This window comes from Streptomyces sp. NBC_00557, assembly GCF_036345995.1.
Taxonomy (GTDB): domain Bacteria; phylum Actinomycetota; class Actinomycetes; order Streptomycetales; family Streptomycetaceae; genus Streptomyces.
This window is the reverse complement of record NZ_CP107796.1, coordinates 2,452,623-2,467,067: the sequence shown is the minus strand read 5'-3', so window position 1 is coordinate 2,467,067 and position 14,445 is coordinate 2,452,623. Positions and strand designations below refer to the sequence as shown.

The 14,445-nt window shown below is 70.7% G+C and carries 13 protein-coding genes and 5 tRNA genes; 14 read left to right on the top strand and 4 right to left on the bottom strand.

The window, feature by feature from the left end; all coding sequences use genetic code 11:
• Nucleotide 1: 1 nt before the first annotated feature.
• Complete coding sequence (locus OG956_RS10115; protein WP_330337617.1) at nt 2-3,838, bottom strand: sensor histidine kinase; 3,837 nt, start codon at nt 3,836-3,838, stop codon at nt 2-4.
• Between the two features lie 569 nt (nt 3,839-4,407).
• Here OG956_RS10115 and OG956_RS10110 point away from each other — a divergent pair.
• From OG956_RS10110 to OG956_RS10070, 9 genes are all read left to right on the top strand, one after another.
• A complete protein-coding gene (locus OG956_RS10110; protein ID WP_330337616.1) occupies nt 4,408-4,599 on the top strand; it encodes a hypothetical protein in 192 nt (63 codons plus the stop codon).
• Between the two features lie 185 nt (nt 4,600-4,784).
• Nucleotides 4,785-5,570, top strand: coding sequence for a fumarylacetoacetate hydrolase family protein (locus OG956_RS10105; protein ID WP_330337615.1), 786 nt, complete (start codon nt 4,785-4,787; stop codon nt 5,568-5,570).
• The gene (gene gltX, locus OG956_RS10100; protein WP_330337614.1) at nt 5,563-7,047 is read left to right on the top strand and encodes a glutamate--tRNA ligase; all 1,485 of its coding nucleotides are present in this window, start codon (nt 5,563-5,565) and stop codon (nt 7,045-7,047) included. Before OG956_RS10105 ends, gltX begins: the two co-directional genes overlap by 8 nt.
• 159 nt (nt 7,048-7,206) lie before the next feature.
• Nucleotides 7,207-7,941, top strand: coding sequence for an HAD family hydrolase (locus OG956_RS10095; protein WP_330337613.1), 735 nt, complete (start codon nt 7,207-7,209; stop codon nt 7,939-7,941).
• A gap of 89 nt (nt 7,942-8,030) precedes the next feature.
• A tRNA-Gln gene (locus tag OG956_RS10090) sits at nt 8,031-8,102 on the top strand.
• 21 nt (nt 8,103-8,123) lie between these two features.
• A tRNA-Glu gene (locus OG956_RS10085) sits at nt 8,124-8,196 on the top strand.
• A gap of 29 nt (nt 8,197-8,225) precedes the next feature.
• Nucleotides 8,226-8,298, top strand: a tRNA-Glu gene (locus OG956_RS10080).
• A gap of 21 nt (nt 8,299-8,319) precedes the next feature.
• A tRNA-Gln gene (locus OG956_RS10075) sits at nt 8,320-8,391 on the top strand.
• A gap of 28 nt (nt 8,392-8,419) precedes the next feature.
• A tRNA-Glu gene (locus tag OG956_RS10070) sits at nt 8,420-8,492 on the top strand.
• 55 nt (nt 8,493-8,547) lie between these two features.
• Here the strand turns inward: OG956_RS10070 and OG956_RS10065 are convergent.
• Complete coding sequence (locus OG956_RS10065; RefSeq protein WP_330337612.1) at nt 8,548-9,192, bottom strand: MerR family transcriptional regulator; 645 nt, start codon at nt 9,190-9,192, stop codon at nt 8,548-8,550.
• Nucleotides 9,193-9,274: 82 nt separating this feature from the next.
• Here OG956_RS10065 and OG956_RS10060 point away from each other — a divergent pair, with 82 nt between their 5' ends.
• Nucleotides 9,275-9,784 carry a DUF4188 domain-containing protein gene (locus OG956_RS10060; RefSeq protein WP_330337611.1) on the top strand — a complete coding sequence of 170 codons (510 nt, stop codon included), beginning with the start codon at nt 9,275-9,277 and terminating at the stop codon, nt 9,782-9,784.
• Between the two features lie 87 nt (nt 9,785-9,871).
• Here OG956_RS10060 and ndgR read toward each other — a convergent pair whose 3' ends face one another.
• Nucleotides 9,872-10,588 carry an IclR family transcriptional regulator NdgR gene (ndgR, locus tag OG956_RS10055; protein WP_023546516.1) on the bottom strand — a complete coding sequence of 239 codons (717 nt, stop codon included), beginning with the start codon at nt 10,586-10,588 and terminating at the stop codon, nt 9,872-9,874.
• Nucleotides 10,589-10,795: 207 nt separating this feature from the next.
• Here ndgR and leuC point away from each other — a divergent pair, with 207 nt between their 5' ends.
• From leuC to OG956_RS10035, 4 genes are all read left to right on the top strand, one after another.
• The gene (gene leuC, locus OG956_RS10050; protein ID WP_330337610.1) at nt 10,796-12,220 is read left to right on the top strand and encodes a 3-isopropylmalate dehydratase large subunit; all 1,425 of its coding nucleotides are present in this window, start codon (nt 10,796-10,798) and stop codon (nt 12,218-12,220) included.
• Between the two features lie 6 nt (nt 12,221-12,226).
• Nucleotides 12,227-12,820, top strand: coding sequence for a 3-isopropylmalate dehydratase small subunit (leuD, locus tag OG956_RS10045; protein ID WP_330337609.1), 594 nt, complete (start codon nt 12,227-12,229; stop codon nt 12,818-12,820).
• A 263-nt stretch (nt 12,821-13,083) separates the two neighbouring features.
• Nucleotides 13,084-13,314 carry a hypothetical protein gene (locus OG956_RS10040; protein WP_330337608.1) on the top strand — a complete coding sequence of 77 codons (231 nt, stop codon included), beginning with the start codon at nt 13,084-13,086 and terminating at the stop codon, nt 13,312-13,314.
• A gap of 136 nt (nt 13,315-13,450) precedes the next feature.
• Complete coding sequence (locus OG956_RS10035; RefSeq protein WP_330337607.1) at nt 13,451-14,104, top strand: HU family DNA-binding protein; 654 nt, start codon at nt 13,451-13,453, stop codon at nt 14,102-14,104.
• A 70-nt stretch (nt 14,105-14,174) separates the two neighbouring features.
• Here OG956_RS10035 and OG956_RS10030 read toward each other — a convergent pair whose 3' ends face one another.
• Entirely contained in the window at nt 14,175-14,378 is a 204-nt protein-coding gene (locus OG956_RS10030) for a hypothetical protein (RefSeq protein ID WP_330337606.1), read from the bottom strand.
• Between the last annotated feature and the right edge of the window lie 67 nt (nt 14,379-14,445).

Here is a 14,445-nt window from a genome sequence, read left to right as displayed (position 1 = left end):
ACTAACGCTCCTGCTGGTGAGTGGGGCTCGGGAAGCTGCCGGTCTGGCCGCTGCCGGCCTGACGGCCCTGAGCGATGCCCCGACGGAGGTTGGTCAGCCGTCCGCGCACGTCGTCAGGCGCACGCGAGACCTGCGGACCGCTTTGGTGCTGTTGCTGCTGAGCCGTGCCCGGGACGAGGTTCGCCCGGGGCACCCGGCGCGGCAGGCCGGAGGTGGTGACACCGCCCGACGCGGGCTGCCGTACGCGCTCGGCCTGGCGGACGAGTTCGTCGTTCGGCGAGGTGCGCCAGGAGCCGGTGGTGGAGGAGCCGTTGGCAGTGCCGTTGGCGCCGCCGTTGCCGTTCGTGCCGCGCTGCGGGGCCGACGCCTGCTGCTGCGGCGCGGACGACGCCTGCGAACCGCCGTGGAACCAGTTGGTCTCCAGCGTGTCGTACAGCGGCGTACGGCCGTCGCCCGGGCCGGTGGCCGGCGGCAGCGCCTCCGGCTCACGGTGCTGCGGCTGCGGGGCGGGCGGGCGCGGGGCGCCGAAGCCGTCCCGGCCGGCCGGCTGCGGACGCTCGAACTGGCCGGTGTGGGCCGGGTCCTGGCGTCCGGGCAGGGCGTGCCGGCCGGTGGAGCTGCCGTCGTAACCGCCGTCGAAGCCCTGCGCGGCCGGGAACTGGCCGGTGCCGCGCGCCGGGTCGTCCTGGCGGGGCGCCGGCGTGCCGAAGACGTCGGGGCGGACGAACTGACCCGAGCCGGAGTCCTGCCGGTTGCCGGGCCGCTCGAACCCGCCGGGCAGCTGCGGGGCCTCGGGACGCTCGAACTGCCCGGTCTGCTGCGGGTTTCCGGGGCGCGGGAACTGGCCGGTCTGACCGGGGCCGTCCGGGCGGGCGTACTGGCCCGTCTGCTGCGGGCCCTCCGGCAGGGCGTACTGACCCGTCTGCCGGGGGCTGTCCGGGCGGGCGTACTGGCCGGTGTTCTGCGGGCTGTTGAAGTCCGGGCGCGGGAACTCGCCGGTGGCGGACGGACCCTGGGCGTCGATCCGGGGTATCTCCGCGGTCGAGCCCGGACCCTGCCGGTCGTCGACGCGCGGCATGCGCGCGGTGTGCGCCGGGTCCTGCTCGTCGTGGCCGCGCGGCGCGTCCAGCGAGGCACGCGACAGCGGCGCCTGGGCGTCGCCCCAGTCCGGGGTGCGCTGGTCGCCGCCGGGCAGTTCGCCCCGCGCGCCGCCACGCGGCGGCAGCTGCGGCTGGCGGCCCTGGTCGGAACCGGCACCGGGCCGCTGCGGGCCACGGCCGCCGAAGGCGTCCTGCTGCGGGCCGCCCGGGTTCGCCGTCTGGAGGTTCTGCGGCGCGCCGGGCGCCTGGCCGCCGAAGCCGCCGGCACCGGAACCCGCGGGCACCGGCCGGCCCTGCGGGCCACCGAGGCCGGGACCGCCGGGGCCGCCCTGAGGACCGCGGGCGCCGGGACGGCCGCCCTGGCCGGTGCCGGGCAGCGCCGCCCGGGGTCCCTGGCCGGCGCCCACCTGGCCGCGCGGACCGGAACCGGCGCCGAGGGCGCCGCTGTTGTTGCCGGCCGCCTGACGGCGGGCCGCGGCCGCGCCGGCGGCGGCCTGCGCGGCGGCCGGGCCACCGGTGCCGACGGGCGCGCCCGGCTTGCCCGGAGCGGGCTTCCTGCCGCCCTGGGCCACGTCGACGGGCAGCATGACCAGCGCGGTCGTACCGCCGGAGTCGGACGGGCGCAGCTGGATGCGGATGCCGTGCCGCTGGGACAGACGGCCGACCACGAAGAGGCCCATGCGGCGGGAGACGGAGACGTCCACGGTGGGCGGCGAGGCCAGCCGCTCGTTGATCGCCGCGAGGTCCTCGGGGGACAGGCCGATGCCGGTGTCGTGGATCTCGATCAGCACGCGGCCGTCGGGCAGCGCGTGACCGGTGACCTTGACCTTGGTCTGCGGCGAGGAGAACGAGGTCGCGTTCTCCAGCAGCTCGGCGAGCAGGTGCACGAGGTCGTTGACGACGCGGCCCGCGACCTCGGTGGTGGGGACGGAGGCCAGCTCGATGCGCTCGTACTGCTCCACCTCGGACGCGGCGGCGCGGAGCACGTCGACCAGCGGGACCGGCCGGGTCCAGCGGCGGCCGGGCTCCTCACCGGCGAGGACGAGGAGGTTCTCGCCGTTACGGCGCATACGGGTGGCGAGGTGGTCGAGCTTGAACAGCGAGGACAGCTGGTCCGGGTCGGCCTCGCGGGACTCCAGTTCGGAGATCAGCGACAGCTGGCGCTGGATCAGACCCTGGGAACGGCGCGAGAGGTTGGTGAACATCGCGTTGACGTTGCCCCGCAGCAGGGCCTGCTCGGCGGCGAGGCGGACCGCCTCGCGGTGCACGTCGTCGAAGGCCGCGGCCACCTGGCCGATCTCGTCCCGGGAGTGCACACCGACCGACTCCACGGAGGTGTCGACGTCCTGCGGGTCGGACTCCGACAGCTGCTTGACCAGCTCGGGCAGCCGGTCCTGGGCGACCTTGGTCGCGGTCTCCTGCAGCCGGCGCAGCGAGCGGATCATCGACCGGGCCACGACGAAGGCGCCGACCAGCGACACGCCGAGCACGAGGAGGATCAGCGCACCGGAGATGATGGCGTCACGCTGGGTGGCGCTCTTCAGCTCGCGGGCCTTCTGCTCCATCTCCTCGAGCAGCGTGTGCTCGATCTTCTTCATCTGCTCGATCTTGGTCGAGCTGTCGTCCACCCAGTCGCGGTAGGAGCGCGCGTTCAGGCTCTGCAGGCCGTCGGAGGAGTCGAAGACGCGCTTGGCGTAGGTGTCCGCCGCCTCGATCGTCGGGTTGCCCTCGTCGATCGGCTTGAGGAGTTCCTCGGCGTTGTTGTTCGCGTAGATCTTCCGGAAGATCGCGATCTCGGAGTTCTCGCTCTGGTACGCCGACTGGCCGTAGAGGCGGTCGTTCGTCGACAGGTCGCCCTTGGTGGTCGTGGTCGCGGGCAGCGCGGCGGCGATCGTGGCGCGCTGCACGGAGGCGTACTCCTTGGCGGTGGAGAAGGCCGCCAGGGCGCGGGTGCGCGAGATCATCTCCGGGTTGCTGGACGCCTGGGCCATGTCCTGGGACAGGTCGATCAGCTGGGTGATCAGCCGGTGGTAGGCCTCGATCGTCTGGGTCGAGTTGCCGTGCTGCTGATACGCGCCCTTGCGGATCTTGGCCAGCTGGTCGAGCTGGTTGAAGATGCCGACGAGGTTGTCGCGGACGCCCTGGAGCTGGCCGTCCTTGCTGGCGTCGTCGATCTCCTGGGTGGAGTTCTCGAAGTTCGCCAGAGCACGGTCGGTCTTGTCCCGGTAGCCCTTGACCGTGTAGTCGCTCGCGTTGAGGCCGTGCGCCAGCGGGCCGGCCGACTGGTCGCGCTCCTCCTGGAGCGCGGCGGCGAGTTCGGTGGCCTGCTTGGTCATGTCCGTCAGCAGCTTCATGTTGTCGAGCTGCTGGATGTCGGTGATGTTCTGGTCGATGCGCAGCGCGCCCAGCGAGGTCGCCGCGACCACGGGCAGCGCGAGCAGCGACACCAGGCGCGTGGAGATGCGCCAGTTGCGCAGGGCCAGGCGCGAGCCGGGACCGCTCGGGCCCTTGGCGGGCTTGATGGCCGGCGTGGGGGCGGCACCGGAGCCGCCGGCCGCCGTGGCCGTCGACGAGGACGACACGCCGGGGCGTCCGGGGCGGTCACCTCCGTCCGCCGTAGGGGCCGGGCCCGGGTTCTGGGCGTGCTGGGGCGAGGAGCTGCCCTTCATGGGGCCAGTTCCGTCGTGCGACTCCGGCTCCGCCGAAGCGCTGCCATCCCTCTTGAAACGTCCCTGCACTAGCGTCGCAACCTCTGGACCAGGCACCCCCCCGCGTGAACGGAGGGACACGGTGTCGGCGTTGTGGAGAGCGCCCTGAATACGCCCCCCGATGGTCTTGAGTGACCGGCGCGTTCCCCCTGTCTCGCCCGCCACTCGGCGCGGCTTCGCGCCCCCTGTGCGCCGGCTCGATCCCGCGGCGGTCCGTGGAATTCCAGCACAGTGCCGGATCTCCAACAAGGGCCGTGCCCCTAGCTGTGACCTAGGTGACGGGCTGTGAGTGCGGTGTCACCTGCCGTGGAGGCTTATCCCGGATGTAACGGACATATCTCTGCGAGTCGGCGGCGGCTCCCGAGTGTCTGAGTCGCCATGATCAGGAGCGGAATGATGGCTTCAGGGGGTCAATGTCCGTTTCACTGGACCGGATTGCCGGTCGGGTTTGACCGGTTTGTCCGCGAGGTCGTGAGCAAACTCACACGCAGACGGTGAACAGTTGGCGCCTTCGGCGGGGAATCCGCTGTTTAGCCTGACGCTTTACAAGAGGGACGCATCTGTAAGCCCGCCGACACAGAACTAGGACTCGTACAACCGTGAAGACGACGATGATGTTCCACAAGATCGCCAACCCGCGTCGCACGACCCTGGCGCATCTGAAGGACGCCGGCGAACTCGAGACCCCCGACCTGCCGGAGCACTCCGTCGATCTCCCGACCCAGACGGCCAACCCCCGGCGCACGGTGCTGGTGGACGTCCCCGCCGGCGCGTCGGCCCCGGCAGAGTAGCCGAGGGGCCGCCCCGGCCCCCGGCGGGGGCCGCCGCGCCCACTTGTCCACGCCACGTACGGGCCGCCGGTGCACACCGGCGGCCCACCCGTATGACCGCTCCTTTTCGGCGGAAGTGCGCGGTCCGACCGGTTAACCTGGGGCGACAGCACGCCGGTTCTCTAGTCAAGGGGCGCAAGCATCCCGTGCGCATCGCCAGGTTCTCCATCGACGGGAACGTCGCCTTCGGCGCGGTCGAGGGCGACAAGCAGGACGAACTCGTCCTCGACATCATCAAGGGCATCCCGTTCGCGGACTTCGAGCTGTCCGGTACGAAGGTGCCGCTGAGCAAGGTCAGGCTGCTTCCGCCGGTGCTCCCCAACAAGGTCGTCGCGTTCGGCCGCAACTACTCCGAGCACGCGCGCGAGCTGGGCAACGAGGTCCCGGACGCCCCCTTCGCCTTCTTCAAGCCCTCCACCTCGGTGATCGGCACCGGCGACGAGATCCAGTACCCGCCCTTCTCCGAGGAGCTGCACCACGAGGCCGAGCTGGCCGTCGTGATCGGCCGCATGTGCCGCGAGGTGCCGCGCGAGCGCGTCAAGGACGTGATCTTCGGCTACACCTGCGCCAACGACATCACCGCCCGCGACGTGCAGAAGCGCGAGAAGCAGTGGGCCCGGGCCAAGGGCTTCGACACCTCCTGCCCGCTCGGCCCCTGGGTGGAGACGGACCTCGACCTCGAGCGCGCCAACGACCTGACCGTCCAGCTGACCGTCAACGGACAGCAGCGCCAGCTCGGCCGCACCAGCGAGATGATCCACCCCATCGAGGACCTGGTCGTCAACATCTCCGAGGCCATGACCCTGCTGCCCGGCGACGTCATCCTCACCGGCACCCCCGCGGGGGTCGGCCCCCTGAACGTCGGCGACGAGGTCGCCGTCACCATCGAAGGCATCGGCACTCTCACCAACAAGGTTGTCAAGCGTGGCTAGCGCACCCGGCTCACCCGTACGCGTCCGTTTCTGCCCCTCGCCCACCGGTAACCCGCACGTGGGCCTGGTCCGCACCGCCCTGTTCAACTGGGCGTTCGCCCGGCACCACCAGGGCACCCTGGTCTTCCGCATCGAGGACACCGACGCGGCCCGCGACTCGGAGGAGTCGTACCGGCAGCTGCTCGACGCGATGCGCTGGCTCGGCTTCGACTGGGACGAGGGCCCCGAGGTCGGCGGCCCGCACGCGCCGTACCGGCAGTCGCAGCGCATGGACATCTACGCCGACGTCGCCCGGAAGCTCCTGGACGGCGGCTACGCCTACCACTGCTACTGCTCCCAGGAGGAGCTGGACACCCGCCGCGAGGCCGCCCGCGCCGCCGGCCGGCCCTCCGGCTACGACGGCCACTGCCGCGAGCTGAGCGCCGAGCAGGTCGAGGAGTACCAGGCCCAGGGCCGCACCCCGATCGTCCGGTTCCGGATGCCCGACGAGACGATCACCTTCACCGACCTGGTGCGCGGCGAGCTGACCTTCACGCCGGAGAACGTGCCGGACTACGGCATCGTGCGCGCCAACGGCGCCCCGCTGTACACGCTGGTCAACCCGGTCGACGACGCGCTGATGGAGATCACCCACGTGCTGCGCGGCGAGGACCTGCTGTCCTCCACCCCGCGCCAGATCGCGCTCTACAAGGCGTTGATCGAGCTGGGCATCGCCAAGCAGGTCCCGCAGTTCGGCCACCTGCCCTACGTCATGGGCGAGGGCAACAAGAAGCTGTCCAAGCGCGACCCGCAGTCCTCGCTGAACCTCTACCGCGAGCAGGGCTTCCTGCCCGAGGGCCTGCTCAACTACCTGTCGCTGCTGGGCTGGTCGCTCTCCGCGGACCAGGACATCTTCACGATCGACGAGATGGTCGCCGCCTTCGACATCTCCGACGTCAACCCCAACCCGGCCCGCTTCGACCTCAAGAAGTGCGAGGCGATCAACGGCGACCACATCCGCATGCTGGATGTGAAGGACTTCACCGAGCGCTGCCGCCCCTGGCTGAGGGCCCCCTTCGCGCCCTGGGCGCCGGAGGACTTCGACGAGGCGAAGTGGCAGGCGATCGCGCCGCACGCCCAGACCCGGCTGAAGGTGCTGTCGGAGATCACCGACAACGTCGACTTCCTCTTCCTGCCCGAGCCGGTCTTCGACGAGGCGTCGTGGACGAAGGCGATGAAGGAGGGCAGCGACGCCCTGCTCCGCACGGCGAAGGAGAAGCTGGAGGCGGCCGACTGGACCTCCGCGGAGTCCCTGAAGGAGGCCGTCCTGGCCGCCGGCGAGGCCCACGGCCTCAAGCTCGGCAAGGCCCAGGCCCCGGTCCGTGTCGCCGTCACCGGCCGTACCGTCGGCCTGCCCCTCTTCGAGTCCCTGGAGGTCCTGGGCAAGGAGAAGACCCTGGCCAGGATCGACGCGGCCCTCGCGAGGCTGAGCGCCTAGCCGGCGCACACGCCAGGGGCGGCATCCGGTGTGTTCCGGGTGCCGCCCTTCGCCGTCCCCGCTGCGGACACGTAGGGTGTGACATCCATCACGCGCTGCGACCGGCCCGGCGGCCCGGTTCCCCGGACGCGCCCGGCGGCCGCGGGTTACGGTCGGACCGTGAGCATCAGAGCCGTGGTCTGGGACGTGGACGACACGCTGTTCGACTACACGACCGCCGACCGGGAGGGCATGCGGGCGCACCTGGCCGCGGAAGGGCTGCTCGCCCGGTACGCGACCGCGGAGCAGGCCCTCGCCCGGTGGCGGGAGGCCACCGACGCCCAGTGGGCCCGGTTCTCGGCGGGGGAGGTCAGCTTCGAGGGGCAGCGGCGCGACCGGGTGCGGGTGTTCCTCGGCGAGGCGGCGCTGACCGACGCGGAGGCCGACGCCTGGTTCCAGCGCTACCTCGGGCACTACGAGGCCGCCTGGAGCCTCTTCCCGGACGTCCTGCCCGCCCTGGAGGCCCTCTCCGCCAGCCACCGGCACGCGGTGCTGTCCAACTCCAGCCTCGCGGTCCAGGAGCACAAGCTGCGCACCCTCGGCCTGCTCCACCGCTTCGAGGCCGTCCTGTGCGCCGCCGAGCTGGGCGTCTCCAAGCCCGAGGCCGGCGCCTTCCTGGCGGTCTGCGACGCCCTCCGGCTGCCTCCGCACGAGGTGGCGTACGTCGGCGACCACCCGGAGATCGACGGGCGGGGCGCCGCCGAGGCCGGGCTGCTGTCCGTGTGGATCGATCGCGGAACGGTCTCCGTCAGGGGCGCGGGAGAGGCCGTGGCGCACCGGATCTCGTCCCTCGCCGAACTCCCGGCGCTCGTCCGCGCGGATACCCGTTTTGGAGCCCCGTCCACCTTCGGGTAATGTTCTTCCTGCGCCGAGGGGAGCGGGCCGGAAGGCCGGAGCCCCGAGGAGCAAGCTAGAACGAGACCCCGCAGGGGCTTGAGTTCCAGTGGCCTATGGTGTAATTGGCAGCACGACTGATTCTGGTTCAGTTAGTCTTGGTTCGAGTCCAGGTAGGCCAGCTCGCAGAGCTTATCTGCAAAGCCCCCGTTGTGTAGCGGCCTAGCACGCTGCCCTCTCAAGGCGGTAGCGCCGGTTCGAATCCGGTCGGGGGTACTGATCCTGATCTTGTCGGGATCGCTAGGGCCCCCGTTGTGTAGCGGCCTAGCACGCCGCCCTCTCAAGGCGGTAGCGCCGGTTCGAATCCGGTCGGGGGTACTGACTGGTCTAAACCATCATTGGTCTATGGTGTAATTGGCAGCACGACTGATTCTGGTTCAGTTAGTCTTGGTTCGAGTCCAGGTAGACCAGCTCGGACCTGCGGAAACGCAGCGTCCACGCCCCCGTTGTGTAGCGGCCTAGCACGCCGCCCTCTCAAGGCGGTAGCGCCGGTTCGAATCCGGTCGGGGGTACGCACAGGGAAGGCCCTCCACCTCGGTGGGGGGCCTTCGCCGTGCCCGGCGCCGGTCACTCGAAGCCGTAGCGGCGCCCCGACTCCTCCTCCTGGGCCAGCCGGCGCAGGGCCTGCAGCATCGGCTCGGTCAGCACCGAGCCGAGCACCGCCGTCTCGGCCTTCTCCGCCTCCGAGGGGTGCGTCTCCACGAAGTCCAGATCGAGTTTGGCCACCTGGTGCATCAACTTGGCGTAGGACAGGAGCAGTTCATGCCCCCACTCGTAGCCGAGCCGGCGGAACGCGGCCACCGCCACCACCAGGGAGCGGTACGAGGGGGAGATCGTCGTCAGCAGCTTCGCGTTCGACCAGCCCAGCTGGTCCAGCAGCTCGTCCACCTCCCGGTGCGCCGCCTGCACGAACACGTCGTTCTCGTCCGGCTCCGGCACCTGCGGCAGCGCCCACAGGGCCGCGCCCAGCCGGATCGTGCGGCCCAGGGCGTAGTCGTCGACGTGGCGCAGCACCTCCCGGACCGTGGCCACCGGAAGCCCGCCGACCTGGATCATCGCGCGTACCAGCCGCAGCCGGCGCAGGTGCCCGTCGTCGTACTCCGCCGTCGTGGGGTTGACCTGGCGGCCCGGCGGCAACAGGCCCTCGCGCAGGTAGTACTTGATCGTCGCGGTGGACACACCGCTGCGTCTGCTCAGTTCGGCCAGCCGCATGTCTTGCGCTCCTTCTTGGATAACGGCACTATCCAAGCACTGGCACTTGGATAGCGCCGCTCGCCAACGAGGGGGAACAGTCATGGTGTCCCGTACGACCGCCGACGCGAAGGGCGAGGTCGTCGTCCTGCTGATCGGCATGCGCATCAACCGCTTCTGGGCCGTACATCTGTGGCTGCCGGTGATGCTCGCGATGTTCCGGATGCTGCGGGAGCTGGAGAAGGACCCCGCGCGGGGCCTGCGCGGCCGCGTCATGCTGACGGCGTCGCCGCGCACGTACTACGTCGTGCAGTACTGGGAGTCCAAGGAGAAGCTGTACGGCTACGCGACCGCGCCGGACGCCTTCCACCACACGGCCTGGGCCCGGCTCAACCGCATGGAGCGGACCGGAAAGCTGCGCGGGCAGGTCGGGATCTGGCACGAGGCGTACGTCGTGCCGGAGGGCTCGTACGAGGCGGTCTACGGGGACATGCCGGCGTTCGGGCTGGCGGCCGCGCACGGGCAGATCCCGTTGGAGAAGCGGGGGCGGTACGCGAAGGACCGGTTCGCCCACCGGTCCCAGCAGCCGCCGGTGGCCGAGAAGACCGGCTGAACCGGAGGACCGGGGGGATCGGGGGAGCGAGGAGGGCCTGCCGCGGCGTTGAGGCAGGCCCTCCCCGGCGTTTCCGGCGGGCCGGGGTCAGCCCGAGCGGCGCAGGGCCTCCGAGAGGCGGGCCGCGGCGTCGATGACCGCCTGGGCGTGCATACGGCCGGGGTGGCGGGTCAGGCGCTCGATGGGGCCGGAGACCGACACGGCGGCCACCACGCGGTTGGACGGGCCGCGCACCGGCGCGGAGACGGACGCGACGCCCGGCTCGCGCTCGCCGATGGACTGGGCCCAGCCGCGCCGCCGTACGCCCGACAGGGCCGTCGCCGTGAAGCGGGCGCCCTGCAGGCCGCGGTGCAGGCGCTCGGGCTCCTCCCAGGCGAGCAGGATCTGCGCCGAGGAACCGGCCTTCATCGTGAGCGTGGATCCGACCGGGACGGTGTCCCGAAGGCCGGACAGGCGTTCCGCCGCGGCCACACAGATCCGCATGTCACCCTGGCGACGGTAGAGCTGCGCGCTCTCGCCGGTGACATCGCGGAGGTGGGTGAGCACGGGGCCCGCCGTCGCGAGCAGGCGGTCCTCGCCGGCCGCCGCCGCCAGTTCCGCGAGGCGCGGGCCGAGGATGAAACGGCCCTGCATGTCGCGTGCCACCATGCGGTGGTGTTCCAGGGCCACGGCCAGGCGGTGAGCCGTGGGTCGTGCCAGTCCGGTGGCGCCGACCAGGCCCGCGAGGGTGGCCGGACCGGACTCCAGAGCGCTCAGGACGAGGGCCGCCTTGTCCAGAACGCCGACGCCGCTACTGTTGTCCATGCAACGATACTCGCGTCTCACTCTGTGAAACGCAAGTTCAATTTTCCGTGGAACGCGCCACTCTTGAATCACACAGCGGCCCGCGGACCAACGGGCCCGGCGGTGGACGCCCGGAATCACGACTTTCAGGGGCCCCTCAAGGGCAGTCGCCGCCTCCCCAGGATCTCTAGTTGGGCCGGTGGCCGTATGCCGGCCGGAGGGAAAGCGATGGGTAGGACACTCGCGGAGAAGGTCTGGGACGACCATGTCGTCCGGCGCGCCGAGGGCGAGCCCGACCTTCTCTACATCGATCTGCACCTGCTGCACGAGGTGACCAGCCCGCAGGCCTTCGACGGGCTGCGCAAGAACGGCCGCACGGTCCGCCGCCTCGACCTCACCATCGCCACCGAGGACCACAACACCCCGACCCTCGACATCGACAAGCCCATCGCCGACCCCGTCTCCCGGGCCCAGCTGGAGACGCTGCGCAAGAACTGCGCCGAGTTCGGCGTGCGCCTGCACCCGCTGGGCGACGTCGAGCAGGGCGTCGTGCACGTGGTCGGCCCGCAGCTGGGCCTGACCCAGCCCGGCACGACGGTCGTCTGCGGCGACTCGCACACCTCCACGCACGGCGCCTTCGGCGCGCTGGCGTTCGGTATCGGTACCTCCCAGGTCGAGCACGTGCTGGCCACCCAGACGCTCCCGATGGCCCGCCCCAAGACCATGGCCATCACGGTCGAGGGCGAGCTGCCCGAGGGCGTCACCGCGAAGGACCTGATCCTCGCCATCATCGCGAAGATCGGCACCGGCGGCGGCCAGGGCTACATCCTGGAGTACCGCGGCTCCGCCATCGAGAAGCTCTCGATGGAGGCCCGGATGACCATCTGCAACATGTCGATCGAGGCCGGCGCCCGCGCGGGCATGATCGCCCCGGACGAGACCACCTTCGCGTACCTCAAGGGCCGCCCGCACGCCCCCGAGGGCGCCGAGTGGGACGCGGCCGTCGCGTACTGGAAGACGCTGAGGACGGACGACGACGCCGAGTTCGACGCCGAGGTCGTGATCAACGCCGACGAGCTGTCGCCGTTCGTCACCTGGGGTACCAACCCGGGCCAGGGCGCGCCGCTTTCGGCGTCCGTCCCCGACCCGGCTTCGTACGAAGACGCTTCGGAGCGCCTCGCCGCCGAAAAGGCCCTGGAGTACATGGGGTTGGAGGCCGGCCAGCCGCTGCGCTCCATCAAGGTGGACACCGTCTTCGTAGGCTCCTGCACCAACGGCCGCATCGAGGACCTGCGCGCCGCCGCCGCGATCCTGAAGGACCGCAAAGTCGCCGACGGCGTACGGATGCTGGTCGTCCCGGGCTCCGCGCGGGTGGGTCTGCAGGCGGTCTCCGAGGGCCTGGACGTGGTCTTCAAGGAGGCCGGCGCCGAATGGCGGCACGCGGGCTGCTCGATGTGCCTGGGCATGAACCCCGACCAGCTGGCCCCGGGTGAGCGCTCCGCGTCCACCTCCAACCGCAACTTCGAGGGCCGGCAGGGCAAGGGCGGCCGTACCCACCTGGTGTCGCCGCAGGTCGCGGCGGCCACCGCCGTCCTGGGCCACCTGGCCTCCCCGGCCGACCTGTCCGACACCTCTGTGCCCGCTGGAGTCTGATCAGTCATGGAAGCATTCACCACGCACACCGGCCGGGCCGTCCCGCTGCGCCGCTCCAACGTCGACACCGACCAGATCATCCCTGCTCACTGGCTCAAGAAGGTCACCAGGGACGGTTTCGAGGACGGGCTGTTCGAGGCCTGGCGCAAGGACCCCGAGTTCGTCCTCAACCGCCCCGAGCGGCAGGGTGCGACCGTCCTGGTCGCCGGCCCCGACTTCGGCACCGGCTCCTCCCGCGAGCACGCCGTCTGGGCGCTGCAGAACTACGGCTTCAAGGCCGTGATCTCCTCCCGCTTCGCCGACATCTTCCGGGGCAACTCGCTGAAGAACGGCCTGCTCACGGTCGTGCTGGACCAGAAGATCGTGGACGCGCTGTGGGAACTCACGGAACAGGACCCCACTGCTGAGGTCACTGTGGACCTTGAGGCTCGTGAGGTGCGAGCCGAGGGCATCACCGCCGCCTTCGAGCTGGACGAGAACTCCCGCTGGCGGCTGCTGAACGGCCTGGACGACATCTCCCTCACGCTCCGGAACGAGCCCGACATCGCCGCCTACGAGGCCAAGCGGCCGTCGTTCAAGCCGAGGACGCTCCAGGTCTGATCCACCCCGCCCACGGGTCGCGTTTCGGCCACTCCGACATCCCTTCCGTACCCCCGGTCGCCACGATCGGGGGTACGGCCGTGTCTGCACCCGAACGGCCCCCTGAGCTTCTCACCCCGCCCTCAACTTGCCACGTTACGAAGGTCGTTGACTGGGTACGTGAGTGCTGGGACCGCGTCCTTCGCAAGTGCCTGGAAGGCCATTCGAGGCGGGAGTTGCCCCCTGCGCAGGCGACAACTCGCCCCAGATGGCACAATCTGTGCATGGGACACGACGGCCAACTCCAGCTCTATACGGCGGTCGCGAACCAACTCAAGGAAGCGCACGCAAGGGTGCGCGCACTGCAAGTCCCGGAGGGCGTACGGATGGCGCTGACCCGGAAGCTGCTGGTCATTACGGCCGCGGCCAAGCACGATCTCGCCGCGGCGGCAAGGCGGCTCGAGCGGTTCAACGCGGACCTCGACGAGGGTCGGATCCCCGACGAGGACCGCTGACCGGCCCGAGATCGCCGAGTCCGCTGCGGCACGAGGGTGATAAGCCCGTTTCGTGTTTGATTTGCGGTATATATCTGCCTAACGTGCGAAAAAGCTTGAACACTTTCGTTCTGGCGATGTCTCCGAAGGGGAAGACGTGAACAAGGCGCAGCTCGTAGAAGCGATTGCCGACAAGCTGGGTGGCCGCCAGCAGGCCGCCGACGCTGTCGATCATGTCCTGGACGCCATCGTCCGCGCGGTCGTCGCGGGCGAGCGGGTCTCGGTCACCGGCTTCGGGTCCTTCGAGAAGGTGGACCGCCCCGCCCGCTACGCCCGCAACCCTCAGACGGGCGAGCGGGTTCGGGTCAAGAAGACCTCCGTCCCGCGGTTCCGCGCCGGCCAGGGGTTCAAGGACCTGGTGAGCGGCTCGAAGAAGCTGCCGCGCGGTGGCGAGGTCGCCGTCAAGAAGGCGCCCAAGGGCAGCCTGTCCGGCCCGCCGCCCACCATCTCCAAGGCCGCGGGCAAGAAGGCCGCCGCCAAGAAGGCGGGCGCGGCGAAGACCACCGCCGCGAAGAAGACGACCGCCAAGAAGACGACGGCCGCCGCCAAGAAGACGACGGCGAAGAAGGCGCCCGCCAAGAAGACCACGGCGACCGCCAAGACCACCGCCGCGAAGAAGACCACCGCCAAGAAGGCGACGGCCAAGAAGGCCCCGGCGAAGAAGGTCACCGCGAAGAAGGCCCCGGCCAAGAAGTCGACGGCCCGCAAGACCACCGCCAAGAAGGCCACCGCTCGCAAGGCGACGTCGTAAGACGCCGAGGCACTCACGCGCCGGGCCGGACTCCTCCGGGGAGTCCGGCCCGCGGCGTGTGTAAGGGCGGTTACAGCGTTTGAAGGGTTACGAGAGTGATCCGCAGGGCGTCCCCCCGCCCCTCGGTCTCGATCCGCACGCGCTGCCCGGGACGCAGCAGGCGCAGGCCGCCCTTGTCGAACGCCGCGGCGTCGAAGGGCACGGGGGTGCCGTCGTCGAGCAGCACCTGCCCGCTGCGGGTTTCGGGGTCGTACGTGTATGCGGTGGCTTGCATGGCAGCAGCGTAGTGCTCGTGGCGGGCACGGGTTTCGCCGCAGGGGTGCGGCCGGCCGCGGGCCTCG

Excerpts from the sequence above, each read along its gene's own strand:
- OG956_RS10065 (WP_330337612.1), bottom strand. The coding sequence starts at position 9,192 with ATGCGGCTGGCCGAACTGAGCAGACGCAGCGGTGTGTCCACCGCGACG.
- OG956_RS10060 (WP_330337611.1), top strand. The coding sequence starts at position 9,275 with ATGGTGTCCCGTACGACCGCCGACGCGAAGGGCGAGGTCGTCGTCCTG.
- ndgR (WP_023546516.1), bottom strand. The coding sequence starts at position 10,588 with ATGGACAACAGTAGCGGCGTCGGCGTTCTGGACAAGGCGGCCCTCGTC.
- leuC (WP_330337610.1), top strand. The coding sequence starts at position 10,796 with ATGGGTAGGACACTCGCGGAGAAGGTCTGGGACGACCATGTCGTCCGG.
- leuD (WP_330337609.1), top strand. The coding sequence starts at position 12,227 with ATGGAAGCATTCACCACGCACACCGGCCGGGCCGTCCCGCTGCGCCGC.
- OG956_RS10040 (WP_330337608.1), top strand. The coding sequence starts at position 13,084 with ATGGGACACGACGGCCAACTCCAGCTCTATACGGCGGTCGCGAACCAA.
- OG956_RS10030 (WP_330337606.1), bottom strand. The coding sequence starts at position 14,378 with ATGCAAGCCACCGCATACACGTACGACCCCGAAACCCGCAGCGGGCAG.